General features: G+C 61.0%; 28 protein-coding genes and 1 pseudogene. 19 read left to right on the top strand and 10 right to left on the bottom strand.

Annotated features, from left to right (window positions below; genetic code table 11):
- On the top strand, nucleotides 1–417 hold the full coding sequence (locus tag SNL23_RS06090) for a hypothetical protein (protein WP_318301842.1): 417 nt from the start codon (nucleotides 1–3) through the stop codon (nucleotides 415–417).
- Between the two features lie 43 nt (nucleotides 418–460).
- Here the strand turns inward: SNL23_RS06090 and SNL23_RS06085 are convergent, their stop codons facing one another.
- Both SNL23_RS06085 and SNL23_RS06080 read right to left on the bottom strand, forming a co-directional pair.
- Nucleotides 461–919, bottom strand: coding sequence for an HIT family protein (locus tag SNL23_RS06085; RefSeq protein ID WP_076015177.1), 459 nt, complete (start codon nucleotides 917–919; stop codon nucleotides 461–463).
- A 181-nt stretch (nucleotides 920–1,100) separates the two neighbouring features.
- A complete protein-coding gene (locus tag SNL23_RS06080) occupies nucleotides 1,101–2,330 on the bottom strand; it encodes an MFS transporter (RefSeq protein ID WP_173860378.1) in 1,230 nt (409 codons plus the stop codon).
- 106 nt (nucleotides 2,331–2,436) lie between these two features.
- On the opposite strand from SNL23_RS06080, the gene SNL23_RS06075 reads away from it, so the two are divergent.
- The gene (locus tag SNL23_RS06075; RefSeq protein ID WP_318301841.1) at nucleotides 2,437–3,333 is read left to right on the top strand and encodes a LysR family transcriptional regulator; all 897 of its coding nucleotides are present in this window, start codon (nucleotides 2,437–2,439) and stop codon (nucleotides 3,331–3,333) included.
- A gap of 458 nt (nucleotides 3,334–3,791) precedes the next feature.
- Here the strand turns inward: SNL23_RS06075 and SNL23_RS06070 are convergent, their stop codons facing one another.
- Together SNL23_RS06070 and SNL23_RS06065 are read right to left on the bottom strand one after the other, a co-directional pair.
- A complete protein-coding gene (locus SNL23_RS06070; RefSeq protein ID WP_076015180.1) occupies nucleotides 3,792–4,145 on the bottom strand; it encodes a DUF6124 family protein in 354 nt (117 codons plus the stop codon).
- A 299-nt stretch (nucleotides 4,146–4,444) separates the two neighbouring features.
- Entirely contained in the window at nucleotides 4,445–4,867 is a 423-nt protein-coding gene (locus SNL23_RS06065) for an NUDIX hydrolase (RefSeq protein WP_167663634.1), read from the bottom strand.
- 368 nt (nucleotides 4,868–5,235) lie between these two features.
- Here SNL23_RS06065 and phnC point away from each other — a divergent pair, with 368 nt between their 5' ends.
- The 14 genes from phnC (at nucleotide 5,236) to SNL23_RS05995 (ending at nucleotide 17,486) form a co-directional block, all read left to right on the top strand.
- Nucleotides 5,236–6,069, top strand: a complete 834-nt coding sequence (gene phnC, locus SNL23_RS06060) for a phosphonate ABC transporter ATP-binding protein (protein WP_076015182.1) — start codon at nucleotides 5,236–5,238, stop codon at nucleotides 6,067–6,069.
- A 31-nt stretch (nucleotides 6,070–6,100) separates the two neighbouring features.
- Entirely contained in the window at nucleotides 6,101–7,102 is a 1,002-nt protein-coding gene (phnD, locus tag SNL23_RS06055) for a phosphonate ABC transporter substrate-binding protein (protein WP_167663632.1), read from the top strand.
- A gap of 131 nt (nucleotides 7,103–7,233) precedes the next feature.
- Nucleotides 7,234–8,016, top strand: coding sequence for a phosphonate ABC transporter, permease protein PhnE (gene phnE / locus SNL23_RS06050; protein ID WP_003210621.1), 783 nt, complete (start codon nucleotides 7,234–7,236; stop codon nucleotides 8,014–8,016).
- A 36-nt stretch (nucleotides 8,017–8,052) separates the two neighbouring features.
- Entirely contained in the window at nucleotides 8,053–8,757 is a 705-nt protein-coding gene (gene phnF / locus SNL23_RS06045; RefSeq protein ID WP_023659262.1) for a phosphonate metabolism transcriptional regulator PhnF, read from the top strand.
- Nucleotides 8,758–8,768: 11 nt separating this feature from the next.
- Complete coding sequence (gene phnG / locus SNL23_RS06040) at nucleotides 8,769–9,206, top strand: phosphonate C-P lyase system protein PhnG (protein WP_318301840.1); 438 nt, start codon at nucleotides 8,769–8,771, stop codon at nucleotides 9,204–9,206.
- On the top strand, nucleotides 9,206–9,796 hold the full coding sequence (gene phnH, locus SNL23_RS06035) for a phosphonate C-P lyase system protein PhnH (RefSeq protein ID WP_318301839.1): 591 nt from the start codon (nucleotides 9,206–9,208) through the stop codon (nucleotides 9,794–9,796). The genes phnG and phnH overlap by 1 nt, the downstream gene beginning before the upstream one ends.
- Nucleotides 9,796–10,872: a carbon-phosphorus lyase complex subunit PhnI gene (locus SNL23_RS06030; protein WP_167663630.1), complete on the top strand. Its 1,077-nt coding sequence runs from the start codon at nucleotides 9,796–9,798 to the stop codon at nucleotides 10,870–10,872. Before phnH ends, SNL23_RS06030 begins: the two co-directional genes overlap by 1 nt.
- Nucleotides 10,865–11,731, top strand: coding sequence for an alpha-D-ribose 1-methylphosphonate 5-phosphate C-P-lyase PhnJ (locus SNL23_RS06025; RefSeq protein WP_167663629.1), 867 nt, complete (start codon nucleotides 10,865–10,867; stop codon nucleotides 11,729–11,731). Before SNL23_RS06030 ends, SNL23_RS06025 begins: the two co-directional genes overlap by 8 nt.
- Nucleotides 11,692–12,501 carry a phosphonate C-P lyase system protein PhnK gene (phnK, locus tag SNL23_RS06020; RefSeq protein WP_143503585.1) on the top strand — a complete coding sequence of 270 codons (810 nt, stop codon included), beginning with the start codon at nucleotides 11,692–11,694 and terminating at the stop codon, nucleotides 12,499–12,501. Before SNL23_RS06025 ends, phnK begins: the two co-directional genes overlap by 40 nt.
- Entirely contained in the window at nucleotides 12,501–13,220 is a 720-nt protein-coding gene (phnL, locus tag SNL23_RS06015) for a phosphonate C-P lyase system protein PhnL (RefSeq protein ID WP_076015188.1), read from the top strand. Before phnK ends, phnL begins: the two co-directional genes overlap by 1 nt.
- A complete protein-coding gene (locus tag SNL23_RS06010) occupies nucleotides 13,210–14,358 on the top strand; it encodes an alpha-D-ribose 1-methylphosphonate 5-triphosphate diphosphatase (protein ID WP_318301838.1) in 1,149 nt (382 codons plus the stop codon). Before phnL ends, SNL23_RS06010 begins: the two co-directional genes overlap by 11 nt.
- Nucleotides 14,358–14,921, top strand: a complete 564-nt coding sequence (gene phnN, locus SNL23_RS06005) for a phosphonate metabolism protein/1,5-bisphosphokinase (PRPP-forming) PhnN (protein WP_076015190.1) — start codon at nucleotides 14,358–14,360, stop codon at nucleotides 14,919–14,921. Before SNL23_RS06010 ends, phnN begins: the two co-directional genes overlap by 1 nt.
- Entirely contained in the window at nucleotides 14,912–15,661 is a 750-nt protein-coding gene (gene phnP, locus SNL23_RS06000; RefSeq protein WP_318301837.1) for a phosphonate metabolism protein PhnP, read from the top strand. Before phnN ends, phnP begins: the two co-directional genes overlap by 10 nt.
- Nucleotides 15,662–16,007: 346 nt before the next feature.
- The gene (locus SNL23_RS05995) at nucleotides 16,008–17,486 is read left to right on the top strand and encodes a M10 family metallopeptidase C-terminal domain-containing protein (RefSeq protein ID WP_318301836.1); all 1,479 of its coding nucleotides are present in this window, start codon (nucleotides 16,008–16,010) and stop codon (nucleotides 17,484–17,486) included.
- On the opposite strand, the pseudogene SNL23_RS05990 reads toward SNL23_RS05995, so the two are convergent.
- Together SNL23_RS05990 and SNL23_RS05985 are read right to left on the bottom strand one after the other, a co-directional pair.
- Nucleotides 17,462–17,569, bottom strand: a pseudogene (locus SNL23_RS05990) (transcriptional regulator); the annotation flags it as partial. The gene SNL23_RS05995 and the pseudogene SNL23_RS05990 sit on opposite strands and share 25 nt — an antisense overlap.
- The gene (locus SNL23_RS05985) at nucleotides 17,569–18,447 is read right to left on the bottom strand and encodes a LysR family transcriptional regulator (RefSeq protein WP_167663626.1); all 879 of its coding nucleotides are present in this window, start codon (nucleotides 18,445–18,447) and stop codon (nucleotides 17,569–17,571) included. The pseudogene SNL23_RS05990 and the gene SNL23_RS05985, both read right to left, overlap by 1 nt.
- Nucleotides 18,448–18,662: 215 nt before the next feature.
- Here SNL23_RS05985 and SNL23_RS05980 point away from each other — a divergent pair, with 215 nt between their 5' ends.
- Nucleotides 18,663–18,851: a type II toxin-antitoxin system HicA family toxin gene (locus tag SNL23_RS05980; RefSeq protein WP_318301835.1), complete on the top strand. Its 189-nt coding sequence runs from the start codon at nucleotides 18,663–18,665 to the stop codon at nucleotides 18,849–18,851.
- A 21-nt stretch (nucleotides 18,852–18,872) separates the two neighbouring features.
- A complete protein-coding gene (locus tag SNL23_RS05975; protein WP_318301834.1) occupies nucleotides 18,873–19,277 on the top strand; it encodes a type II toxin-antitoxin system HicB family antitoxin in 405 nt (134 codons plus the stop codon).
- Here the strand turns inward: SNL23_RS05975 and SNL23_RS05970 are convergent, their stop codons facing one another.
- Nucleotides 19,278–20,474, bottom strand: a complete 1,197-nt coding sequence (locus SNL23_RS05970; protein WP_318301833.1) for an MFS transporter — start codon at nucleotides 20,472–20,474, stop codon at nucleotides 19,278–19,280.
- 178 nt (nucleotides 20,475–20,652) lie between these two features.
- Between SNL23_RS05970 and SNL23_RS05965 the strand changes: the two genes are divergently transcribed.
- Entirely contained in the window at nucleotides 20,653–21,267 is a 615-nt protein-coding gene (locus SNL23_RS05965; RefSeq protein WP_318301832.1) for a DUF5666 domain-containing protein, read from the top strand.
- A 156-nt stretch (nucleotides 21,268–21,423) separates the two neighbouring features.
- Here the strand turns inward: SNL23_RS05965 and SNL23_RS05960 are convergent, their stop codons facing one another.
- The 3 genes from SNL23_RS05960 to SNL23_RS05950 form a co-directional block, all read right to left on the bottom strand.
- A complete protein-coding gene (locus tag SNL23_RS05960; RefSeq protein WP_076015197.1) occupies nucleotides 21,424–22,428 on the bottom strand; it encodes a sulfate ABC transporter substrate-binding protein in 1,005 nt (334 codons plus the stop codon).
- A gap of 105 nt (nucleotides 22,429–22,533) precedes the next feature.
- Nucleotides 22,534–23,358 (bottom strand): ion transporter, encoded by an 825-nt coding sequence (locus SNL23_RS05955; RefSeq protein WP_076015198.1) that lies wholly within the window; start codon nucleotides 23,356–23,358, stop codon nucleotides 22,534–22,536.
- Nucleotides 23,359–23,389: 31 nt separating this feature from the next.
- A complete protein-coding gene (locus tag SNL23_RS05950) occupies nucleotides 23,390–24,265 on the bottom strand; it encodes an urea transporter (protein WP_318301848.1) in 876 nt (291 codons plus the stop codon).
- Nucleotides 24,266–24,292: the final 27 nt, after the last annotated feature.

The following is a 24,292-nucleotide window of genomic DNA, read 5'->3' as shown; positions in this document are numbered from 1 at the left end:
ATGACCGCCATCGCTCGTATCACCCTGCTCAGCCTGGTATTGGGGTTGAGTGCTTGTGCGGTCCACCGGCCTCCGTCGCCCACCGGGCCGACCATTCCACCGACAGGGCCGTCGACCCAGCCGAGCACACAGCCGAGCACACAGCCAGGCACCCAGCCTTCGGGCCCGGTGATCAAACCGTCGAAGCCAGTGCCGAGCTCCTCGCCGACCTTCGCTCCGCCACCGGGTGCGGCCAGCCACTGGGACGGCAAGATGCAGGTGTACGTGCTGGATGAGCAGGCCGATACGTTCTACCGCCAGCGCACTTACTACCGCTGGAGCAACGGCTGGAGCCGCTCCATCAGCCCGAACGGGCCTTGGGAAGAGACCGATGTCCATGGCGTACCGCCGGGGTTGAGCAAGCAGTACGCGCAATGAATTTGGCTGTTTATCGGGACTGATACTGACCCTATAAGGTCGTTTATTTAAACGACCTTATATGCGCGGCGAGTTCAGCGAGTTCACCGTCATCTGCCCTGTTTGAGTCGTGTGAGGAAATATAACCCTCATACACCTCATAGAACTTGTCCACCCGTGAGCTGATCTTTTTGAATGTGCTGTCTTGGCCGGTGCCATGCATTGGAAATAACTTGGCGTGTAGATGGTCAACCCCGTATCCCTCCAGGATCAACCCGGTACGGGCGACATCTGGCAAGGATTTATCAATCAGTAGCGCGGTTTTTTTGGCTGCAACAATGAGTTCGCACAGCGTCGAGTCCGACTGATTGAATGCGTAACTGTCATGGTGAGTTTTTGGGATGACTACCGTAAAGCCCGGCGTGTTTGGGAAGATTGATAGGAACGACATGTGCCTGTCGTCTTCCCATATGACATGCGAAGGGGATACTCCTTGAACGATGTCGCAAAAAATACAGCTCATTCTATCTATCTCTCTCATGGGTCGGAATAGTACTTCGTGATGAGATATAGCCCGGTTGTTCTAGCCATGCAAAATAAACCGAAAATTTCCGAAGTTTCCTAGGACTGGTACGGGATAAGTCAGATGTTTACTGTTGTTCGCGGTTTTCATACGTCGTTATCGGAGTATTCCCTCGATAGCGTCAGGCCCGTTCCCTTGCGCGGTGCGGGGCACTGAGCCAATGGATTACCCCGGCGATCACCCCCAGCGCCACCCCAAACTCGACAATCCCCGTCCAGCCCAACCGTGCCATCAACCAGCCGCTGACCGCTGCCCCCACCGCGCCGCCAAAAAACGTCGCCGTCATGTACAAACTGTTGATGCGGCCCTGAGCTTTCGGGTCCACCGCAAACGCTCGCGTCTGGTTGGAAACCAAGCCCGACTGCACCCCGATGTCCAGCACGATCACCCCCAGCACCAGCAAGATAATCGAAGTCTCCGCACCCGCCAGCAGCAGGAATGCCAGAGTCACAATCCCGATACTCGCCCCAATCACCTTGCGTGAACCTAACCGGTCAGAAGCCCGTCCACCGAGCGACGCTGCCAACGCACCTGCCGCCCCGATAATTCCGAAGCCACCGGCCCAGGCACTGCCCAACTGCCATGGCCCGTGGGCCAACAGCGCCGCCAGATTCACCCAGAACGCATTGAAGCAAGCCCACAACAACGCCTGCACCATCATCGATTGGCGAATCGGGCTGTTGTCGCGCATCAGCGGCCACAGCGAAGCCAGCAGGCGAGGGTAGGACAGGTTGGTGCTGGGCACGCCCCGTGGCAGCAGCTTAGCGGCGGCGATCCACACGGGCATCATGAAGGCCGCTTCCATCGCGTAAACCGCCCGCCAGCCATACGCCTCACCGACCACGCCGGCGATAGTACGCCCCAGCAGAATGCCCACCATGATCCCGCTGACCACCGTGCCCACATTGCGCCCACGTTCGTGTGGCTGTGACATCACGGCCGCGAACGGCACCAGCTGCTGAGGTACACAGCTCACAATCCCCAAGCCAAATGACGCCGCAACCAGCGCCCAGATACCCGATGAAAACGCCGCCGCCAAGGCAAAACAGAACGCCAGCGCGATCTGCCCCAGCACCAGTTTGCGCCGGTCAAAGCGGTCGCCCATCGGCAACAGCAATGCCAGGCCGGTGGCAAACCCCAGCAGGGCGGAACCGGCCACCAGGTCCACGGTGGTCACGTCCACGCCCATGTCCGAGGCGATCAGTGGCAGGATCGGCTGGGTGCAGTAAATATTGGTGATCACCGCGCCGGCGATCACCGCCATCATGATGATCTTGCCGCGCGGCGCGACCGCAGGCGCTGCAGGACTTTGGTCAGTAATCGGTTGGCCACTCACGGCGCTCTCCTTCAATGCAGATCTCCGGGGGCGGAGATGAGTGGCCAACGTTACGCACTCGCGCTTGGCAGGATAATCCCCTAGGATTTGGAATCATCCTTCCAGAATTTGATAGGTTGCCATGAACCGTCTTGAATCCATGTCCATCTTCGTTGCCGTGGTTGATGCAGGCAGCCTGACGGCTGCGGCTCGGCGCCTCGACATGCCGCTGGCCAGCGTCAGCCGCAAGGTGGCTGAACTTGAGACGCACCTGAAAACCCGTCTGCTGCACCGCACCACGCGCCAGCTGTCGTTGACCGATGCCGGCGCCTCTTACCTCGACGCATGTCGGCGCATTCTTGAAGACATCAGCGAGGCCGAGCGCGCGGCCACTGGCGAATATTCCGAGCCCCGGGGCGAACTGGTGGTCACCGCACCCGTGGTCTTCGGGCGGCTGCACATCGTGCCGGTGGTGGCGGAATTTCTTGCGCAGTACCCGGAGATCGACATCAACCTGATCCTTACCGACCGGGTTGTGCACCTGATGGAAGAACACTGCGACGTGGCGGTACGGATTGGTGAGTTGCCCGACAGCTCGCTGAAGGCCATGCAGGTCGGCACGGTGCGGCGGGTGGTGTGTGCCAGCCCGGCGTACCTGGCCGCTCGCGGTGTACCAGGCGAACCCCAGGACTTGGCGGGACATGACTGCATCACTTTCGAAGTGCTGGCATCCCAAGGGGCGTGGGGATTTGGCGCGGGTAAAACCGGGCTCTCGGTACCGGTGCATTCGCGGTTGTCGGTGAACACCGCAGAAGCGGCGATTGCGGCGGCGACGTTGGGGGTTGGGGTGATTCGAGTGCTGTCGTATCAAGTGGCGGATGCGGTGCGGGAGGAGTCTTTGGCGGTGGTGCTTGAGGCGTTTGAGTCGGCGCCGCTGCCCATTAGCCTGGTGCACAAAGGGCAGTCGCCGTTGCCGCTGAAGCTGCGGGCGTTTCTGGATTTTGTAATGCCGCGATTGCGCGCCCGCACGGCTAAATAACACCGACGAATTTGAACCTGATGCAGATCAAAATGTGGGAGCGGGCTTGCTCGCGAAAGCGGTGGATCAGTCACCAGATGTATTGACTGACCCTCTGCATTCGCGAGCAAGCCCGCTCCCACATTGAATTTATGTTGCCAGTTGGATTTCGGTTTTGATCAAGCCACCGGGCACTCTCGGTTAAGCGCCTCATCCACCAATAACTGCGCCATTGGATCGTTCCCACGCTCTGCGTGGGAATGCCTCCCGTGACGCTCCGCGTCACCACTGCACAAGACTTCAACCTTGCATCCCCAGCTGGACGCAGAGCGTCAAAGGCGGCATTCCCACGCAGAGCGTGGGAACGATCAAAGTCCTACAGCTACTTCCAACCTTTCATTAAACCTTCATCAAACGGTTTTACTCCAGTCATGTGCAAGTCATAGGTCTGACACGGCCCGCGCCTACTGTCGTTTTGATCAGGCCACCGGGCACTCTCGATCCAGCGCTCTATCCACCAACAACAATCCCAACTCCAGCAGTTGTTGCATCGCCAATACCAGGCTGCGGTCTTTGCCATCAATGTTTTCGGAAAGGTCCAACGCCATTGCATTGGCAGACTGGAGTGTTTCGTAGGCGTTGCTCAGCAGTGCTTCCGTTTCAACGTTGGCTGATACGGTGAACAGACTAAAGTGGTTTTTTTCATTGGTGGACGCTTTGGTTTCGGCGGGTTTCAGGTAGTGATCGATGGCCCGCTGGGCGGCGTCCTGGAGCTTGGTTTTTTCAGACTTGGAGCCAGACGTTTCTGGCGGATTGGGCGTGACCTTGTACATGCAATGACTCTCCATTCAGTTGGAGCTCACCACATCTGCGACCAAGCAGGTGGGTGGCGAGCTGTACGCAGGTTGGTCGACCAGGGAATGGAAAACCCGGCAGGGCCAGAGCCCTCCCACGCACAGCTCGCCATAAAGCGAACACGATAATGCCGCTTGCGCGGCACTGTGCGCCATTCTAACCCGGGCGACCAAACCCGATCGCTGATGAGCAGCGACTTGGAGAGGCTAGCGGCGAGTTAAGGCTGCTGCAAGCCATAGAGATCGTAGGAAAAATCACGGATCTACCGGGATCTTGATTATTCTTGAAGCGATACTTCGGAAAGGCGCGGCTTTAGAAACTCCAAGGCATCTTTAAACACCTGATGCCACTCTTCTGACGGTTCGCTCGCAAGCGAGTGCCAGAAGAACCGGAACTCATGGCCGCCATCATCCTCTGCAAAATAGGTCCAGGTATCTGGTGTCTCTTCTGCGACCTGGCATTGATGAAAGGCCCATGTATGCCCCGTGGACGCTGAGTGCCAAGTGCCCAGGTCACGTATCACCTTGCCGGTTATCCCGGCTTCTTCCTGTAATTCCCGAATCGCAGCTGCGTCGGTGCTTTCGCCAGGCTCCACGCTGCCCTTGACCAGTTGAAGGCCTGCCAGGGGGTGTTTGAATGCGAGGATTTCCAGCGATTGGCGGGTTCGCAGAACGACCGGACATGCCTTGTCTTTTCCCATCACGTTGCCCTCTTGCACATATTGGCGGCCAGCTATTGCACCACAGTCCGGCACATTTCCAATGCCGGGCGAAGACCTTGTGGCGAGGGGGCTTGCTCCCGCTGGACTGCGAAGCAGGCCCAAGTCAGCCACCTCAGTACATCTGACAGACCGTGTCACCCAGGCTTGGGGCCGCTGCGCAGCCCAGCGGGAGCAAGCTCCCTCGCCACAGGTTAGGTATTCAGCGTCAGTTCCAACCTTTCATCAAACCTTCATCAAACGGTTTTACTCCAGTCATGTGCAAGTCATAGGGCTGACACAGCCCGCGCCTACTGTCGTTTGAACTCAAACGCAGCCACGGATGGCTGTTCAACCAGACAGAGAAGCCCATGACTCCAGCTATCCATGTCGATCATCTGAACAAGACCTTTGCGAAGAAGTCCGCACTGGTCGACCTCGAACTCACCGTCGCCACCGGTGAGATGGTCGCGCTGATTGGCGCTTCCGGCTCCGGCAAGTCGACCTTGCTGCGCCACCTCGCGGGCCTGGCCTGTTGCGACAAGAGCAACGGCGGCAGCGTCAAGGTGCTGGGCCGGGAAGTGCAGGCCAGCGGGCGGTTGAATGGCAAGGTGCGGCGCCTGCGCGCCGACATCGGCTACATCTTCCAGCAGTTCAACCTGGTCAACCGCCTGAGCGTGCTCGACAACGTGCTGCTCGGTTGTCTGGGCCGCATGCCGCGCTGGCGTGGCAACCTCGGTTTGTTCAACACCGAGGAAAAACAGTTCGCCATGGAATCCCTGGCCCGCGTCGGCCTGGCTGACCTGGCCGCGCAACGCGCCTCTACCTTGTCCGGCGGCCAGCAGCAACGCGTAGCAATTGCCCGCGCTTTGACGCAACGCGCCGAAGTGATCCTGGCCGATGAACCCATCGCTTCGCTGGACCCGGAGTCGGCGCGCAAGGTCATGGAGATCCTCGCCGACATCAACGGCCGCGACGGCAAGACCGTGGTGGTCACCCTGCACCAGGTTGATTACGCCATGCGTTATTGCCCCCGAGCCGTGGCGCTCAAGGGCGGGCGGATTCACTTCGATGGCCACGCCAGCGAGCTGAGCAGCCAGTTCCTCAATGATTTGTACGGTGCCGATGTCGACACCAGCCTGATGTTTTCCGACCAGACCCGCACACCCGTCGTCCCCGCACGGTTGGCCCTGGCTCGCGCTTGAAACCCTCCAACGACCCACAGGAATCCTCTCCATGTTGAACCGTATCGGTCATGTGTTTCTGTCCGCCGTGCTGTTAGCCAGCGTGGCCATGGGCAATGCCCAGGCCGCCGACAAGGCGATCAATTTCGGCATCATGTCCACCGAGTCTTCGCAGAACCTCAAGAGCATCTGGCAGCCATTTTTGGATGACATGCACAAGAAGACCGGCCTGACCATCAACGCGACCTTCGCCTCCGACTACGCCGGCCTGATCCAGGGTATGCGCTTCAACAAGGTCGACGTAGCCTGGCTGGGCAACAAGGCCGCGATGGAAGCGGTGGACCGTTCCAACGGCGAAATCTTCGCCCAGACCGCCGCCGCCAACGGGGCTGCCGGCTACTGGAGCGTGCTGATCGTGCGCAAGGACAGCCCGATCAACAACGTTGAAGACATGCTCAAGAACGCCAAGAACCTGACCTTCGGCAACGGTGACCCGAACTCCACCTCGGGCTACCTGGTGCCCGGCTACTACGTGTTCGCCAAGAACCACGTCGACGCCGCCACCGCCTTCAAGCGCACCCTCAACTCCAGCCATGAAGTCAACGCACTGAGCGTAGCCAAGGGGCAGTTGGACGTCGCCACCTTCAACACCGAAAGCTGGGACCGCCTGGAAGTTACCCAGCCAGACAAGGCCGCGATGCTCAAGGTGATCTGGAAGTCGCCGCTGATCCCCGCCGACCCGATGGTGTGGAGCAAGGCCCTGAGCGACAGCGAGAAGACCAAGATCCGCGACTTCTTCGCCAACTACGGTGACACCGACGAAGAGAAGGCCGTGCTGAAGAACATGCAACTGGGCAAGTTCCTCAAGTCCAGTGACGACCAACTATTGCCGATCCGCCAGCTGGAGCTGTTCAAGCAGCGCACCACCATCAGCGCCGACGACAAGCTGGAAGCGGCTGACAAGACCAAGAAGCTCGCGGATATCGACGCCGACCTCGCCAAGTTGCAACAGCGCATCACCGAACTGGACAAGAAGACGGCCGCCAACGGCTAACCCACCCCATTGTAGGAGCGAGCTTGCTCGCGAAAAACGTCAGGGCACCGCGCTCATTCAGGGTGCCCGCGTCATCGTTAACGACCTTCGCGAGCAAGCTCGCTCCTACAGTAAGTCATTGAGAGGGATTCATGACCACTCTGCACGCTGAAGCCGTAGGCAAACGCACCTGGCCGCAGTACCTCGGTTGGGGCCTGTTCCTGATCCTGCTGGCCTGGGCCTGGCACGGCGCCGAAATGAACCCGCTGGCGCTGTACCGCGATTCCGGAAACATGGCGACCTTCGCCGCCGACTTCTTCCCGCCGGACTTCCACGAATGGCGCTCCTACCTCAAGGAGATGATCGTCACCGTGCAAATCGCCCTCTGGGGCACGGTACTGGCGATTGTCTGCTCGGTGCCGCTGGGCATCCTGTGCGCCGACAACATCACGCCGTGGTGGATCCACCAGCCACTGCGCCGGGTGATGGATGCGTTCCGTTCGATCAACGAAATGGTGTTCGCCATGTTGTTCGTGGTCGCGGTGGGCCTCGGTCCTTTCGCGGGTGTCCTGGCCTTGTGGATCAGCACCACCGGCGTCCTCGCCAAGCTGTTTGCCGAAGCCGTCGAAGCCATCGACCCGGGCCCCGTTGAAGGTGTGCGAGCTACCGGCGCGAGTGCCTTGCAGGAAGTGATCTACGGCGTGATCCCGCAAGTGATGCCGCTGTGGGTGTCCTACGCGCTCTACCGCTTCGAAGCCAACGTGCGCTCGGCGACGGTGGTGGGGATGGTCGGCGCCGGCGGGATCGGCGTGATCCTCTGGGAGAACATCCGCGCCTTCCAGTTCGTGCAGACCTGCGCGGTGCTGCTGGTGATCATCGTGGTGGTGAGCTGTATCGACGTGTTGTCCCAACGCCTGCGCAAGCAGTTCATCTGACGTCGGAGGGGTGCCCCAGGGCGCTTTTTTTTAAGCATGCAGTTGTCTAGACAAGATGAGCCGGTGTACCGCGAACTCGCCGACATCCTGCGCCGCGAACTGAGCAGCTACCAGGCCGGTGAATTTCTGCCGGGCGAGGTGCAGTTGGCTGAACGCTTTGGCGTCAACCGCCACACCCTGCGACGCGCCATCGATGAGCTGGTGTTCGAAGGCAGCCTGTTGCGCCGCCAGGGCAAGGGTACCCAAGTGCTGGACCGCCCGCTGATTTACCCGATGGGCGCCGAGACCTCCTACAGCCAGTCGTTGTCGGCCCAAGGCGTGGGCGTGGAAGCGATGCTGCTCAAGCGCCGCTACTGCTTCGCGAGCCGCGAAGAGGCGCAGCAACTGGGCATCGCCGAGATGGCGCCGATGATCGAGCTGCAAACCCTGCGCAAGCTCGACCACCAGCCGGTCAGCCTGATCCGCCACCGCTACTGCGCCAGCCATGCGCCGCTGCTGGCGGACTACAACGGCGGCTCCTTGCGCCACTACCTGCGTGAGCGCGACATGCCGTTGACCCGCACCCAAAGCCTGATCGGCGCACGTTTGCCCAACCGTGACGAAGCCGCGCTGCTGATGATGCCCCGGCACTTGCCGGCGCTGACCGTATTCACCCTTTCCCGCGATCGCGACGGCCGCCCGGTGGAGCTGGCGCAGTCCACCAGCCGCTCGGATCGCTTCCAGTACCAAGTGGTGACCTGATGGAGACCCCGATGAACCTGTCCCCGCGTCAACACTGGATCGGCGTGCTCGCCCGCGCCTTTCGCAGTGAATTGCTGCCCCATGAAGACGCCCTGCGCGACGTGGATTACCAACTGATCCGCGCCCCGGAAATCGGCATGACCCTGGTACGCGGCCGCATGGGCGGCAACGGCGCGCCGTTCAACGTTGGTGAAATGAGCGTGACCCGCTGCGTGGTGCGCCTGGCTGACGGGCGCACCGGCTACAGCTACCTGGCCGGGCGCGACAAGGTCCATGCCGAACTGGCGGCCCTGGCGGATGCGCATTTGCAGGGGGCACACCCGAGCCCCTGGCTCAGCGATCTGATCGGCTCACTGGCCAACGCCCAGGCCGAACGCCGGGCGCAAAAAGAGGCCGACACCGCCGCCACCAAGGTCGAGTTCTTCACCCTGGTTCGAGGAGAAAACTGATGAATGCCCAACTCTTGCAACCGGCCTTTGTAGACCCGGTGCTGGATGCCCAGCGCGGTTTTCGCGGCGCCCTCAAGGCTCTCGCCGAGCCCGGCCTGATCCAGTCCTTACCCGCCGCCCCAAGCCTTGAAGGCCTGGCGCCGGCCACCTACGCGCTGTGCCTCGCGCTGCTGGATATGGACACCCCGCTGTGGCTGGCACCGTGCTTCGACACGCCGCTGATTCGCGCCAACCTGGCGTTCCACTGCGGCTGCCCGCTGACCACCAACCGGGAAGAGGCCGCGTTCGCCTTGCTCGGTGAACAGGACTTGCTCGACCTCAGCGGCTTCGACCACGGCAATGACCGCTACCCCGATCAGTCCTGCACCTTGCTGGTCCAGTTGACCGACCTGGAAGCCGGTCGCGCCTTGAACTGGCGCGGCCCGGGGATCAAGACCCAGCGTCAGGTCAACCTGCCGGTGCCCCAAGCATTCTGGCTCGAACGTCAACGCCGCGAGACGTTTCCCCGTGGCCTGGATGTGTTGTTCGCCGCTGGCCATCACCTGATCGGCCTGCCACGCAGCACCCGAATTGCACAGGAGCATGCCTGATGTACGTAGCCGTCAAGGGTGGCGAACAGGCCATCGACAATGCCCACCGTCTGCTGGCGAAAAAACGCCGGGGCGATACCTCCATTCCGGAACTGAGCGTGGAGCAGATCCGCGAGCAACTGCCTTTGGCGGTGGCGCGAGTGATGAGCGAAGGCTCGCTGTACGACACAGAGCTGGCCGCGCTGGCGATCAAGCAAGCGGCGGGGGATCTGGTGGAAGCGATCTTCCTGTTGCGGGCTTACCGCACCACGTTGCCGCGCTTCAGCCCGAGCCTGCCGATCGATACCGCGCAGATGTCACTGAGCCGGCGGTTGTCGGCCACCTTCAAGGACGTGCCGGGCGGGCAACTGCTGGGCCCGACTTTCGATTACACCCACCGTCTGTTGGACTTCGCGCTGCTGGCAGAAGGTGAATACCCAGGCCCGCAAACCACAGCGGAGGCGACCCTGGAAGCATGCCCGAGAGTCCTGGGTTTGTTGGCTAAAGAAGGCCTGATCAAGAACGAATCCGACGACACCGGCAGCGTCGCCGACATCACCCGCGACCCGCTGGAATACCCGGCCAACCGCGCTCAGCGCCTGCAAGCCCTGGCCCGTGGCGATGAAGGTTTCCTGCTGGCGCTGGGTTACTCGACCCAACGTGGTTACGGCCGCAACCACCCGTTTGCCGGTGAGATTCGCATCGGTGACGTCGAGGTGTGGATCGATCCGGAAGAGCTGGGTTTCCCGATCTGCCTGGGCAGTATCGAAGTCACCGAGTGCGAGATGGTCAACCAGTTCGTCGGCTCGGCCACCGAGCTGGCGCAGTTCACCCGGGGCTACGGTTTGGCCTTTGGGCATGCCGAGCGCAAGGCCATGGGCATGGCGTTGGTGGACCGCTCGTTGCGCGCCAATGAGTTCAACGAAGAGATCGTCTCGCCCGCGCAGCAGGAAGAATTCGTGCTGTCCCACTGCGACAACGTCGAGGCGGCGGGCTTCGTTTCCCACCTCAAATTGCCTCACTACGTGGACTTCCAGTCCGAGCTGGAACTGATCCGCAAACTGCGCCAACCGGCCGAGGGCACGCGCCATGAATGACCTGACCCAAACACCTGCGCGTGACCCGGCGTACAACTTCGCCTACCTCGACGAGCAGACCAAACGCATGATCCGCCGCGCCTTGCTCAAGGCCGTGGCGATCCCCGGTTACCAGGTGCCGTTCGGTGGCCGCGAGATGCCGCTGCCTTACGGTTGGGGCACCGGCGGCATGCAACTGACCGCCGCGATTCTGGGAGCTGACGATGTGCTCAAGGTCATTGACCAGGGCGCCGACGACACCACCAACGCCGTCTCGATCCGCCGCTTTTTCGCGCGCACCGCTGGCGTCGCCACCACCGAAAGCACCCCGGACGCCACGGTGATCCAGACCCGTCACCGCATCCCGGAAACCCCGTTGCACGCCGACCAGATCATGGTTTACCAAGTGCCGATTCCCGAGCCGCTGCGCTTTATCGAGCCGTCGGAAACCGAGACCCGCACCATGCACGCCCTCAATGATTACGGGGTGATGCACGTCAAACTCTACGAGGATATCGCGACCTTCGGCCATATCGCCACCAGCTATGCCTACCCGGTGATGGTGGATAAACGCTACGTGATGGACCCGTCGCCGATCCCTAAATTCGACAATCCGAAACTCGACATGAGCCCGGCGCTGATGCTCTTCGGTGCCGGTCGCGAAAAGCGCTTGTACGCGGTGCCGCCGTACACCCAGGTCACCAGCCTGGACTTTGAAGACCATCCGTTCGAAGTGCAGAAGTGGGAACACAACTGCGCGATCTGCGGCAGCCATGAATCGTTCCTCGATGAGCTGATTCTCGACGATGCCGGTACCCAGAGTTTTGTGTGTTCCGACACCTGGTACTGCGCCCAACGGGTGAAGGAGAACAACCAGTGAGCCAGCCTCTTTTGCAAGTGCGTGACCTGTCGTTGTTATACGGCGAAGAGAAGGGCTGCCAGGACGTCAGCTTCGATTTGTACCCCGGCGAAGTGCTGGGGATTGTCGGCGAGTCGGGCTCGGGTAAATCCACCTTGCTCTCGTTGCTCAGCGGGCGCTTGCCGCCGCAGGCCGGCAACATCGGCTATCGCGGCAAGGACGGCGAGTGGCTGGATTTGTACAGCGCCAGCGAAGCCGAGCGCCGCACCTTGCTGCGCACCGAGTGGGGTTTTGTCGAGCAGAACCCACGGGACGGTTTGCGCATGGGCGTATCGGCCGGCGCCAACATCGGCGAGCGCTTGATGGCTCAAGGCGTGCGCAACTATGAGCAACTGCGCGGCGCCGGCCTCGACTGGCTCGGTCAGGTGGAAATCGACCCGCAGCGTATTGATGACTTGCCCCGGACCTTCTCCGGCGGCATGCAACAGCGCCTGCAAATCGCCCGCAACCTGGTCTCCAGCCCGCGCCTTGTGTTTATGGACGAACCCACTGGCGGCCTGGATGTATCGGTACAAGCGCGCTTGCTCGACCTGCTGCGCGGCCTCGTTCGCGAGCTGGATCTGGCGGTGGTGATCGTGACCCATGACCTCGCCGTGGCGCGCCTGCTGGCGGACCGCCTGATGGTGATGCGCCGTTCCCGTGTGGTGGAAACCGGGCTGACGGACCAGATCCTCGACGATCCACAGCACCCTTACTCTCAACTGCTGGTGTCTTCGGTATTGCAGCCATGATGAATGCCTTGATCGAGGTCCGTGACCTCTCGAAAACCTTCACCTTGCACCAGCAGAACGGCGTGGTGCTGAACGTGCTGCGCGGGGTGGAATTCAGTGTGAAAGGCGGTGAGTGCCTGGTGCTGCACGGCCAGTCCGGCGCCGGTAAAAGCACGCTGCTGCGCACCTTGTACGGTAACTATCTACCGGCGGGCGGCAGCATTCGTGTGCGGCATGCCGGTGAGTGGCTGGAACTGGTAGGCGCCGAGCCTCGGGACATTCTGCAAGTACGCCAGCAGACCCTGGGCTACGTCAGCCAGTTTCTGCGGGTGATTCCGCGCGTGGCGTGCCTGGATGTGGTGATGGAGCCGGCCCTGGCCCGTGGCTGGTCGAAGGCCAATGCACAGTCGCGTGCCGAACATCTGCTGACCCGCCTGAACATTCCCCAGCGCCTTTGGCAATTGGCACCCGGCACGTTCTCCGGTGGCGAGCAGCAGCGGGTCAACATCGCCCGCGGCTTCATGGTGGATTGGCCAGTGATGCTGCTGGACGAACCCACCGCGTCCCTCGACGACAGCAACCGTCAGGTCGTGCTGGAGCTGATGAACGAAGCCAAGGCTGCCGGTGCCGCACTGATCGGCATCTTCCACGACCGCGCCGCCCGTGAAGCGGTTGCCGACCGCCATTTCGACATGACCCCCGCGCCTGTTGCCCAAGAGGAATACGCCCATGCCCGCTGAACAGATCCTCAGCAATGCCCAGCTGGTGACGACTGACCGTGTGTTCCTTGGCAGCGTGATGCTGCGCGACGGGCTGATCGTCGACATCGCCGAAGGCCGCAGCCAACTGCCCCAAGCCCAGGACCTGGACGGTGACTTCCTGCTGCCGGGCCTGGTGGAATTGCACACCGACAACCTGGAAAAACACATGACCCCGCGCCCTGGCGTGGACTGGCCGTCGACTTCGGCGGTGCTCAGCCACGACGCGCAGATCATCGCGGCCGGCATCACCACGGTGTTCGACGCGGTGTCCATCGGCGATGTGAACCCCAAGGGCAACCGCATGCAGAAGCTACCAGCGATGCTCAACGCCATCGCCTCGGCAGAAAGCGCCGGCCTGACCCGCGCCGAACACCGCCTGCACCTGCGCTGCGAACTGTGCCACCCCGACACCTTGAGCGTGTTTCGTGACCTGGTGGAAAACCCGCTGGTGCAGTTGGTGTCGGTGATGGACCACTCGCCGGGCCAGCGCCAGTTCGTGCTCGAATCCAAGTACCGTGAGTACTACATGGGCAAGTACCACCTGAACGACGAGACCATGGACGCGTTCATCAAGCTGCAAATGGCCAACTCGAAGGAATACAGCGACCGCTACCGCGCCGCTATCGTCGAGCATTGCCTGGAACGCGGGCTGTCGGTGGCGAGCCATGACGACGCGACGTTGGCGCATGTCGAGGAGTCGGCGCGCTATGGCATGACCATCGCTGAATTCCCCACCACCCTGGAAGCGGCGCGTGGCTGCCAGCAACTGAACATGAAAGTTTTGATGGGTGCGCCGAACGTGGTGCGTGGCGGGTCCCACTCGGGTAATGTGGCCGCCGCCGGCCTGGCTGCTGAAGGATTGCTGGATATACTTTCCAGTGACTACTACCCGGCCAGCCTGTTGCAGGCGGCGTTCGTGCTGGCCGATCAACAGGACGGCGGCGACCTTTCCCGGGCGGTCAAGATGATCAGCCTGGCGCCCGCACAAGCGGCGGGCCTGAGGGATCGCGGCGAAATCGCCGTGGGCCTGAGGGCCGACCTGGTGCAAGCCAAAAAAAGCCGCGACGGACTGCCAGTGGTCCAACAAGTCTGGCGACAAGCGAAGAGGGTGTTTTGATGGCAGGCAGGTTGATCTATCTCATCGGACCATCGGGTTCGGGCAAGGACAGCCTGCTGGATGCCGCACGCCCGCGTTTGGCCGAGCGTGGCTGCCGCATTGTGCGACGGGTCATCACCCGCTCGGCGGAAGCGGTGGGCGAAGCGGCGCAGGGTGTGAGCCCGGCGCAGTTTGCCGCCATGGAGGCCGAGGGCGCCTTTGCCCTCAGTTGGCACGCCAACGGCCTGTCCTACGGCATCCCCCGGGAAATCGATGGGTGGCTGGCGGCGGGAGATGATGTGCTGGTCAACGGTTCTCGCGGTCACCTGGCGCAAACCCGGTTGCGTTATCCGAACCTGCTGGTGGTGTTGCTGACGGTGGATCAAGGCGTTTTGCGCCAGCGTTTGCTGGCACGGGGCCGCGAATCCCTGGCGGAGATTGATCTGCGGCTCGCACGCAATGCGCGATTCGCCGAAGGTTTGAGCGCTGCTCCAGATGTGTTCCTGCTCGATAATTCCGGCCAACTGGAACACACGGTCGAGCGTCTGCTGGGCTGCCTCGACGGGCAACCAGCATGCGCCTGACCCTGCTGGGCACCGGCGACGCGCGGCAAGTCCCGGTGTATGGCTGTGAGTGCGCGGCCTGTGATTTGGCCCGCCGCGACGAGAGCCTGCGGCGTCGCCCATGCAGCGCGCTGATCGAGTGCGGCGACCAGCGCTGGTTGATCGACAGCGGGTTGCCCGACCTCACCGAACGCTTCCCGCCGCGCAGTTTCAACGGGATTATCCAGACCCACTACCACGCCGATCACGCCCAAGGCCTGCTGCACTTGCGGTGGGGGCAAGGGCTGGTGATTCCAGTGCATGGGCCGGTGGATCCGGAAGGGCTGTCCGACCTGTACAAGCACCCCGGCATCCTGGATTTCAGCCAACCATTTGCCGAATTTGAAACCCGCCGGCTGGGTGAGCTGAGCGTCACTGCATTGCCGTTGGTGCATTCCAAACCCACCTTGGGTTATCTGCTGGAAGGCGAAGGGCGGCGCATCGCCTACCTCACCGACACCGTCGGCCTGCCACCCGCTACTCGCGAATGGCTGCAACGCGAACCGCTGGACGTGCTGGTGCTCGACTGCTCCATGCCGCCGCAACCGCAGGCACCGCGTAATCACAATGACCTGACGCTGGCGTTGCAGTGTATTGATGAGGTCGGCGCGCAGTTGGGTGTGCTCACTCATGTGGGGCATACGCTGGATGCGTGGTTGTTGCAGCATCGGCGGGAGTTGCCGCGCCATGTGACGGTAGGGTGGGACGGGCGTGTGCTTTAGCGTGGGAAGTTATGTCAAGCGGTGAAGTCCTGGTCACAGGGGCATTTGGATAAAAAGTTTGAAGGGATGTGTCTTTGTTAATACCGATTTGGCGTATTCAAATGGGCGCCACTTTGTAGGTATTTAATTTTTTACTGATAAACCAATGTGGTTCTTGCAGTGCACGTGTGTGTTGAATTGTTTAAATTGCAAGTAATTTATTGAATGTATTAATGGGTGTTTCACCGCGTTAAAGTGTTTCAGTGAGAACCAAATAAGCGCTGTCCCGAGCTTTTTACGCATGAGAATTTAATAGCTGATGCCGATTGTTCCGGCTCGTTTATTAATTAGAAGAGTGCTCTGTCTCATGAATACTTTTGACGCGGTTTCCCTCAGGCCTTTACTTCAAAGTTTTCCGGCGTTTGAGCCTGATTCGCTTGGCTTCGGCGCCAACACAAAGCCTACGTACACCACGGATCAGGCCGCAAAGCAGATCACGCGGAACAACCAGCGGTTTCACGACCGCAACGGCGACAAGAAAGTTGACCTGTCCTACACCGTCGATCCGAGTTTCACCCCACAGCAGCAGCGACGCGTACGCGACGCGGTGCAGTCCTGGCAGGATGTTGCAAACATCACCTTCAGGGAACGGGCCAACGGTGTGGACGGTACGGTAAACATCAAAAACAACCGCCGCGGTGACGGTGGCGTCGCCACATTACCCACGCGTTCCACCACCAGTACATCGGCGACCATCGGCACGCAGAGGGCTGGTGGTTCACCAGCGCTGGGCAGCCACTTTTCGGTGACCACCGTGCATGAAATCGGCCACGCCATCGGCCTTCAACATCCGGGTAACTACAACGGTGGTGGCTCCAGTTACAACAGTGGCGCAGTGTATGCCGGAGATACCAAGGCGCGCAGCGTGATGAGTTACTGGTCGGAGAAAAACCAATCCGGTCACAACTTCCAGGCGCTGAACCCGTCCGCGCCGATGATGGATGATATCGCGGCGGCCCAACGGCTTTACGGGGCCAATCGCCAAACCCGTAATACCGACACGACCTACGGTTTTAATTCCAATACCGAGCGTGAGGCCATGACCCTCAAGAGTGCCAGCGACAAACCCCTCTTCTGTGTATGGGACGGCGGCGGCGACGATACGCTGGATTTTTCCGGGTTTTCCCAAAACCAGACAATCAATTTGAACGCCGAGTCGTTTTCGGATGTGGGTGGTTTGAAGGGCAATGTTTCCATCGCCAAGGGCTGTTTGGTCGAGAACGCCATAGGCGGTTCGGGAAACGATCTGCTGATCGCTAATCAGGGTGGCTGCCGGCTCAAGGGTGGCGCGGGTGGCGACACGTTGCGCGGCGGCGGCGGGGCGGACGTTTGTACCTACGACAAGGCCAGTGATTCCACGCCGCAGAATCCTGACCTGATCGAGAACTTTACCAGTGGCACCGACAAAATAGAGGTCTCGGGCGTTCTGAAAGAGGCGGGCGTCAGCGGCCTTGTGTTTACTGATCGGTTCAGTGGCCGGGCGGGCGAGGCGATACTCAAACATGATGCTGCGACGGGGCGTTCAAGCCTGGAGATCGACCTGAAGGGCAGTGGCACTCCCGGTTTTCTGGTCAAGGGCATTGGCGAGATCAAGCCTGCGGATGTGCAGTGGCAGGGGCAAACGCCAAATGTGCAGCCAGTGCCGAACGTAGTGCCGCAACCGGCTCCGGAGCCGACGCCGTCGATTGATGTGAAACCGGACCTGCTTTCACAGCTAAGCGAGATGGTCACGAAGACGTTGTCAGCCTTGCTGCAGTTGTTTCAACGCCTTGCCAAACCGTCTTGAGCGGTAAGGCCAAATCGGCAAGCCAGTTCCTTTCGACCCTTGGGTGTGAGTCCAAGGGCACGGCTATCAAGGTCCTGGGTCATCAGCACAACACGCCCTCCACAAACTCGATAAACGCCCGGGCCTTGGCACTGACCATACGGCCTGTGGGTAATACGGCCCACAAGTCCCGGGGCGGCAGTTCCCAGTCGGTCAGCACCGCCTTGACCTCGCCACTGGCGATCTCCGGCATGAACATCCATTCGGCGGTCATGGCCACGCCCTGGTGGGACAGCACCCCTGCGCGGATGCCTTCGGAGGACGTGACGCGCAGGCGCCCGTGAGCGACCACCGGGTGTTGATGCGCACCTTGATTGAAGGTCCAGCAGGTGCTTTCGCTCAAGCTATAGATCACCGCCTGGTGGTGCAGGAGGTCTGTCGGGGAACGGGGTTCGCCATGGCGTTCGAAATAGGCCGGCGTGCCGAAAATCCGGCTGGGGCTTTGGCCGATCTTGCGGGCGGTCAGGCCGGAGTCACTCAGGTTGCCGATGCGCAGGGCGACGTCAATGCCTTCTTCCACCAGATTTAGCAGGCGGTCGTCGAGTACGACGTCGACGTTCAGGCCAGGGTGTTTATCCAAGAACGGGCCCAGGTTGGGGATGATTTGCAAGCGGGAAAAGGTCACGCCCGCGCTGACGCGCAGGGTGCCCGACAGGCCGTTGCCGACGCCCCGGGCGGCGTCTTCGGCACCGTTGGCTTCGTCGACCGCGCGTTTGGCCTTTTCAAAAAATACCAGCCCGGCCTCGGTCGGCGTCAGGCCCCGGGTGGAGCGCATCAGCAAGCTGACCGCCAACCGGGCTTCCAGTTGCGCAATGCCTTTGGAAACGGCGGGCTGGCCGATTCCCATGCGTTTTGCGGCAGCGGAAAACGAGCCGGTCTCGACGACGTGGACGAAGGTTTCCATGGCAGTGAGGCGGTCCATCGGGTGTCCTTGTGGCGTGGCGTTTCGGGAATCATGGGGCCTTTAGGAAAAGCGTGGAAGTCAATTCGGAGGCATAGAATTTATTCCTTAAAGGAATAGATCCGGTGTTTTTCCAACATCCGGTAAAACAGCCGCCAGTCAGCCTGATGAATTCTGTGCTTGAGTAAAGATAACTCTGGAGTTACCTTTATTCGAGCCGGAGCAAGGAGGCTGTGGTGCAAAGCAGGCTATTGATCAAAGAGCTGCAAGAGGCAGGTTGGGTGCTGGATCGGGTGACGGGCAGCCATCATCTTTTCACCCATCGCTATAACCCGTACACGATACCGGTGCCCCGTCCCAAGAAGGATCTGCCCATGGGCACCGTGCGAAGTATCAGGAAACGTGCCGGGCTGTTTTCGTTTTAGGACGGTTTAAGGAGATTTTCCATGCAATACCCAATTTGTATCGAATGGGGTGATGATTTTGTCGCCACCGGTATTCAGATCCCCGATATTCCGGGTGCTGTGACTGCCGGGGACAGTTTTGAAGAGGCTTACAACGCTGCGGTTGAAGTGGCGCACATCCTGTTGCAGGAGATCGCGGCAGAAGGCCGGGTGATTCCGATGCCAACGTCGGTGGCCGCCCATCACGATAATGAGGATTACGCCGGCATGGGCTGGGGGATGTTGGAGCTCGACATCTCGCCGTATCTGGGCAAGACCGAGAAGGTCAATGTGACCTTGCCCGGCTACGTGATCCAGCGTATCGATCGTTATGTGCGCGAGCACAAAGTGAAAAGTCGCTCATCATTTCTGGCCGATGCGGCTTTGGAGAAGTTGGTGCGGTTGTAACTAGGCAGTCGCTACCGCGCCTTGCCGCGAGGCACTCAGGAACCGCAGCAACGCCACCAGCGGGAAGGCGCTGCCCACCAGCATCACCCCCAGCCAGCCGCCGTGTTCGTACACGCTGCTGGCAATCGCCGAACCGAAGGCGCCGCCGATGAAGATGCTGGTCATGTACAGCGCGTTCAGGCGGCTGCGGCTGTTGGCGTCGAGGGCGTAGATGGCGCGTTGGCCGAGGACCATGTTCATCTGCACGCAGAAGTCCAGGACCACGCCGGTCACCGCCAGGCCAATCACGCTGTACAGCGGGTGCACGAAGGCCGGCAGAAAGCTCAGCGCGGCAAACAGCATCGCCAGCAATGAGGCGCGGTGGGTGTGGCCGGCATCCGCCAGGCGCCCGGCGATGGGGGCGGCGATGGCGCCCAGGGCACCGACCAGGGCAAACAGTGCGATCTGGCTCTGGCTCAGGCCGTGGTTGCGGGACAGTTCCAGCGGGGCGGCGGTCCAGAACAGGCTGAAAGTAGCGAACATGCAGCCTTGGTAAAACGCCCGCTGGCGCAGCACCGGTTGGCGGCGCAACAGGGTGCCCAGTGAACCGAGCAACTGGCCATAGCTGGCGGCGTGATCCGGCTGACGCTTGGGGATGGTCAGCATCAGCACCACGCTGATAAACGCCATCAGGGCCGCGGCGGCCATGAACATGGCGCGCCAGCCGAAGTGGTCGGCCACCACGCTGGACACCGGCCGCGCCAGCAGGATACCCAGCAGCAAACCGCCCATGATGCTGCCGACCACCCGGCCACGGGATTCAGCCGGCGCCAGGTGTGCCGCCAGCGGAATCAGGATTTGTACCGACACCGAACTGAAGCCGATCAGCAGCGACACCAGCAGGAACAGATTCGGCTGTTCGGTGAACGCCGCACCCAGCAGGCTGGCGATGGCCACCACGGTGGTGGTGATCATCAGCCGGCGGTTTTCCAGCAGGTCGCCCAATGGCACCAGGAAGAACAGGCCCAGGGCATAGCCGATCTGGGTCAGGGACACGATCAGGCTGGCCATGGCCGGCGTGAGGCCGATGTCCGGGGCGATCAGCTCGATGATCGGTTGGGCGTAGTAGATGTTGGCGACGATGGCGCCGCAACAGAACGCAAACAGCATCACCATGCCTCGGGTCATGGTGCTTGTAGCGTGGGGCGTGGCGTTCATGGCGTTCTCATAAAAGCGAAGGAAAGAGGCGAGCGAGAATAATGATTGAGCCTGGGGGCGAGTAGCCTGTCTGTGGTGATAACACTCATGCCGGGAATTAATGACTGAAACGTTAACTTTCGGGCTGAAGGTCGATGATACATTCAGTCACAACTGCATAAACAGGAAATCGACTGCCATGAAGACGACATTCAACAAGATGCTCTTGGCCTCAAGTCTGGCCGCGCTGATGACCGTGGGCGTTGCCCAGGCCGCGGATGCCCCGCGTATCGGCGTGCGGGGTGCGATTACCGCGATGGACGGCGACGCGATGCAGGTCAAGGTCAACAGCGGAGAAGACGTCACTGTTCACTTGACCAAAGACACCCTGGTGCGCGCCGTTACCCTGGCCAAGATCGAAGACATCAAGCCGGGCAGTTACATCGGTTCGGCGGCCATGCCGAACGCGGATGGCACCCTGACGGCGCTGGAAGTGCATGTGTTTCCACCGGCCATGGCGGGTACGGGCGACGGGCATCGGGCGTTCGACCTGAAGGAAGGCAGCAGCATGACCAACGGCACCGTGGGTGACCTGGTGGTGAGCAATGGCCGGACGTTGACCGTCAAGTACAAGGGCGGCGAGCAGAAGATCGTGGTGCCGGACGATGTGCCGATCGTCAACCTGGAGCCGGGTGATCGCAGCTTGCTGAAGCCGGGGGTGAAAGTGGTGATGTTTGCGGCGAAGGGCGCGGATGGGAGCGTGACGGCCCAGGCGATTTCTGCGGGCAAGGATGGCGTGACACCGCCGATGTAACCGCTGAACACTGAAACAAATGTGGGAGCGGCGGTGCGACGATTCGACTTGCTCGCGAATGCGGTGTGACAGTCACCGGATGTACCGACTGATCCACCGCATTCGCGAGCAAGCCCGCTCCCACATTTTTGACCAGGTTTCTCCAGTCAGAACTGCTTATTGGCCGGAGTAGATCTGGTCAAAAACCCCACCATCATTGAAGTGGGTCTTCTGCACGGTGCGCCAGTCACCAAAGGTCTTCTCGACCGACAGGAAGTCGACTTTCGGGAAACGGTCGGTGTACTTGGCCAGTACTTTCGGGTCACGTGGACGCAGGTAGTTGTTGGCGGCAATTTCCTGGCCTTCTGGCGACCACAGGTATTTCAGGTATTCCTCGGCAGCCACTTTGGTGCCTTTTTTCTCGACTACTTTGTCGACGATCGACACCGGCGGCTCAGCCTCGGCGGAGACGCTTGGGTAGATCACTTCGAACTGATCACGGCCAAATTCACGGGCGATCATTTCTGCTTCGTTCTCAAACGTCACCAGTACGTCGCCGATCTGGTTGGTCATGAACGTGGTGGTAGCGGCACGGCCACCGGTGTCCAGCACGGGGGCGTGTTTGAACAGGTCGCCCACGAACTTCTTGGCCTTCTCCTCGTCACCACCGTTCTTCAGCACATAACCCCAGGCCGACAGGTAGGTGTAGCGGCCGTTACCGGAAGTTTTCGGGTTCGGCACGATGACTTGTACGCCGTCCTTGACCAGATCCGGCCAGTCTTTCAGGGCTTTCGGGTTGCCTTTACGCACGATGAACACCGTGGCCGAGGTGAACGGCGCGCTGTTGTTCGGCAGGCGGGTGACCCAGTTGTCCGGCACCAGCTTGCCGTTGTCGGCCAGGGCGTTGATGTCGGTGGCCATGTTCATGGTGATCACGTCTGCCGGCAGGCCGTCGATCACCGAGCGCGCCTGTTTGCTCGAGCCACCGAAAGACATCTGCAGCGTCAGCTTGTCGTCTGGATGCTCGGCGGCCCAGTGCTTCTGGAAGGCGGCGTTGTAGTCTTTGTAGAAGTCGCGCATCACGTCGTAGGAGACGTTGAGCAGAGTGACCGGGGCGGCCTGGACGACGCCAGCCAGTGCGAGGCCGGCGGCCAGGAGAGAGGCGCTAACGAGTTTTTTCACTGCTCATTCCTTGTTGTTCGAGAAGGTTGTCGACGATGTAGGGGCAATATGCCAGCGACTATAACGGGGGGCGCATAGTCGCTTAAAGATTAAAAAGAACTTTGCTTATTCCACTTTCTTGAAAAGCCCGTTACCACAGCGTGAGCAAAACGCGGCGTTCGGCTCATGGCTGTTTTTCTTGCACACCGGGCAATCGGTTTGCAGCGCGTCACCCCGCATGGCATTGGCCAGTTCGGCAGTGAAGATCCCGGTGGGCACGGCGATGATCGAGTAACCGGTGATCATCACCAATGACGAAATCACTTGGCCCAGCGGGGTCTTCGGCACGATATCGCCAAACCCCACGGTGGTCAGGGTCACGATCGCCCAATAGATGCCTTTGGGAATGCTGGTAAAGCCGTGTTCCGGGCCTTCGATCACGTACATCAAGGTGCCGAACACCGTGACCAGGGTGCAGACGCTGACCAGGAACACCACGATCTTCTGCTTGCTGCCCCGCAGCGCCGCCATCAGGTAGTTGGCTTGCTTGAGGTACGGGCTGAGCTTGAGCACACGGAAAATCCGCAGCATCCGAATGATCCGGATGATCAGCAGGTACTGCGCGTCGCTGTAATACAGCGCCAGGATGCCGGGGACAATGGCCAGCAAGTCCACCAGCCCGTAAAAGCTGAAGGCATAACGCAAGGGTTTGGGCGAGCAGTACAGACGCAACCCGTACTCGATCAGAAAGATCAGCGTGAAGCCCCACTCGATATAGGCCAGCACATCAGCGTAGTTCTGGTGCACCTGGTCGATGCTGTCGAGCATCACGATCACCAAACTGGCGAGAATGATCAGCAGCAGGATGCCATCGAAGCGCCGCCCGGCGACGGTGTCGCTTTGGAATACCATGACGTAGAGCCGCTGACGCCAGTCGTTGTTGCTGTCCATAAAACCCGCCTGAATCGAATGTCGAGCAAGCCTAGGGGGATTCGAAGGGGCTGTCCATGCGGGCTTTGTGCATCACCCGATGGCTGGCGCGCACCAGCCAGGTGGCGAGGATAAACGGCGCGGTCAGCGCGGGCAGGTTCAGGCCGGTGAAGCCAGGCGTGAGGATGATCGCCAGCAGGATACCGATCAGCGGCAGCCAGGGTTGGCGGCGATGCTGGCTGAGGGCCAATGCCGCCAGTGCCGGGTTATAGCTGTGCAGGCCAAGCAGGGCGCTGGCGGGTTCGTCCATCAGCAGGGCGACCAGCACGCCGAGGCTCGCACCGGCCAGCGCCCACAACGCGGCGTGGGGGCTGGCGAGCAGCAGGCCGAGGGCGATCAACAGGCCGGCCAAGGGTTGGTTAAGCAGAATGACTTGGGCGAGGCCGTTAAACGGTGCGCAGAGCAGTGCCCAGGTGCCGGGTTCGCTGGCGGCGAATGCGGTGGGCGGGGCGGCGCCGAGCAATAGCCAGCCGAGCACCACAAACGGTGTGGTGTAGGCGGGCAGGTCGTCAGGGTTGGCGGCGCGTTTGAGCCATTGGCGGGTGAGGATTGCGCTGAGGCCACCGCAGGCGAGGATCAGCGGCGGTAACAGTGCCGACCAGGTGAAATGCTGGCTGATCAGCAAGCCGAGTAGCACACCGTTATAGCTATAAAGGCCAGCTTGGCGTTCGGCCTTGGGATAGCCGCGGCGTTGGGCGGTCAGCAAACCGGCGACACCGCCCAGCAGTGCGCCGCCGAGCAGGGTCGGGGCGCCGATCAGGATCGCCAGCAGGCAGAGCAGGCCACACAGCGGGTGGCGCTGGAGGAAAATCTGGCTGAAGCCGTTGAGCAGGGCTTCGGCCCAGTCGGGGCAGGATTGGTTGGGCATGGTGAGTGAGTCTGAGGGACCGAGTTG

Source organism: Pseudomonas sp. SED1 (genome assembly GCF_034044025.1).
Classification (GTDB): Bacteria; Pseudomonadota; Gammaproteobacteria; order Pseudomonadales; family Pseudomonadaceae; genus Aquipseudomonas.
The sequence above is the reverse complement of the archived record's forward strand: the minus strand, read 5'-3'. Positions and strand labels throughout refer to the sequence as shown.

Bases quoted from the DNA above. Each gene is read 5' to 3' on its own strand.
- phnE (WP_003210621.1), top strand. From the start codon at position 7,234: ATGACCACTCTGCACGCTGAAGCCGTAGGCAAACGCACCTGGCCGCAG.
- phnP (WP_318301837.1), top strand. From the start codon at position 14,912: ATGCGCCTGACCCTGCTGGGCACCGGCGACGCGCGGCAAGTCCCGGTG.
- phnD (WP_167663632.1), top strand. From the start codon at position 6,101: ATGTTGAACCGTATCGGTCATGTGTTTCTGTCCGCCGTGCTGTTAGCC.
- phnL (WP_076015188.1), top strand. From the start codon at position 12,501: ATGAATGCCTTGATCGAGGTCCGTGACCTCTCGAAAACCTTCACCTTG.
- SNL23_RS06030 (WP_167663630.1), top strand. From the start codon at position 9,796: ATGTACGTAGCCGTCAAGGGTGGCGAACAGGCCATCGACAATGCCCAC.
- SNL23_RS06070 (WP_076015180.1), bottom strand. From the start codon at position 4,145: ATGTACAAGGTCACGCCCAATCCGCCAGAAACGTCTGGCTCCAAGTCT.
- SNL23_RS05975 (WP_318301834.1), top strand. From the start codon at position 18,873: ATGCAATACCCAATTTGTATCGAATGGGGTGATGATTTTGTCGCCACC.
- phnF (WP_023659262.1), top strand. From the start codon at position 8,053: ATGCAGTTGTCTAGACAAGATGAGCCGGTGTACCGCGAACTCGCCGAC.
- phnN (WP_076015190.1), top strand. From the start codon at position 14,358: ATGGCAGGCAGGTTGATCTATCTCATCGGACCATCGGGTTCGGGCAAG.
- SNL23_RS06085 (WP_076015177.1), bottom strand. From the start codon at position 919: ATGAGCTGTATTTTTTGCGACATCGTTCAAGGAGTATCCCCTTCGCAT.
- SNL23_RS05995 (WP_318301836.1), top strand. From the start codon at position 16,008: ATGAATACTTTTGACGCGGTTTCCCTCAGGCCTTTACTTCAAAGTTTT.
- SNL23_RS05950 (WP_318301848.1), bottom strand. From the start codon at position 24,265: ATGCCCAACCAATCCTGCCCCGACTGGGCCGAAGCCCTGCTCAACGGC.
- SNL23_RS06075 (WP_318301841.1), top strand. From the start codon at position 2,437: ATGAACCGTCTTGAATCCATGTCCATCTTCGTTGCCGTGGTTGATGCA.
- SNL23_RS05965 (WP_318301832.1), top strand. From the start codon at position 20,653: ATGAAGACGACATTCAACAAGATGCTCTTGGCCTCAAGTCTGGCCGCG.
- SNL23_RS05970 (WP_318301833.1), bottom strand. From the start codon at position 20,474: ATGAACGCCACGCCCCACGCTACAAGCACCATGACCCGAGGCATGGTG.
- SNL23_RS06065 (WP_167663634.1), bottom strand. From the start codon at position 4,867: ATGGGAAAAGACAAGGCATGTCCGGTCGTTCTGCGAACCCGCCAATCG.
- SNL23_RS05955 (WP_076015198.1), bottom strand. From the start codon at position 23,358: ATGGACAGCAACAACGACTGGCGTCAGCGGCTCTACGTCATGGTATTC.
- phnC (WP_076015182.1), top strand. From the start codon at position 5,236: ATGACTCCAGCTATCCATGTCGATCATCTGAACAAGACCTTTGCGAAG.
- SNL23_RS06025 (WP_167663629.1), top strand. From the start codon at position 10,865: ATGAATGACCTGACCCAAACACCTGCGCGTGACCCGGCGTACAACTTC.
- SNL23_RS06010 (WP_318301838.1), top strand. From the start codon at position 13,210: ATGCCCGCTGAACAGATCCTCAGCAATGCCCAGCTGGTGACGACTGAC.
- SNL23_RS06090 (WP_318301842.1), top strand. From the start codon at position 1: ATGACCGCCATCGCTCGTATCACCCTGCTCAGCCTGGTATTGGGGTTG.
- phnH (WP_318301839.1), top strand. From the start codon at position 9,206: ATGAATGCCCAACTCTTGCAACCGGCCTTTGTAGACCCGGTGCTGGAT.
- SNL23_RS05985 (WP_167663626.1), bottom strand. From the start codon at position 18,447: ATGGACCGCCTCACTGCCATGGAAACCTTCGTCCACGTCGTCGAGACC.
- phnG (WP_318301840.1), top strand. From the start codon at position 8,769: ATGAACCTGTCCCCGCGTCAACACTGGATCGGCGTGCTCGCCCGCGCC.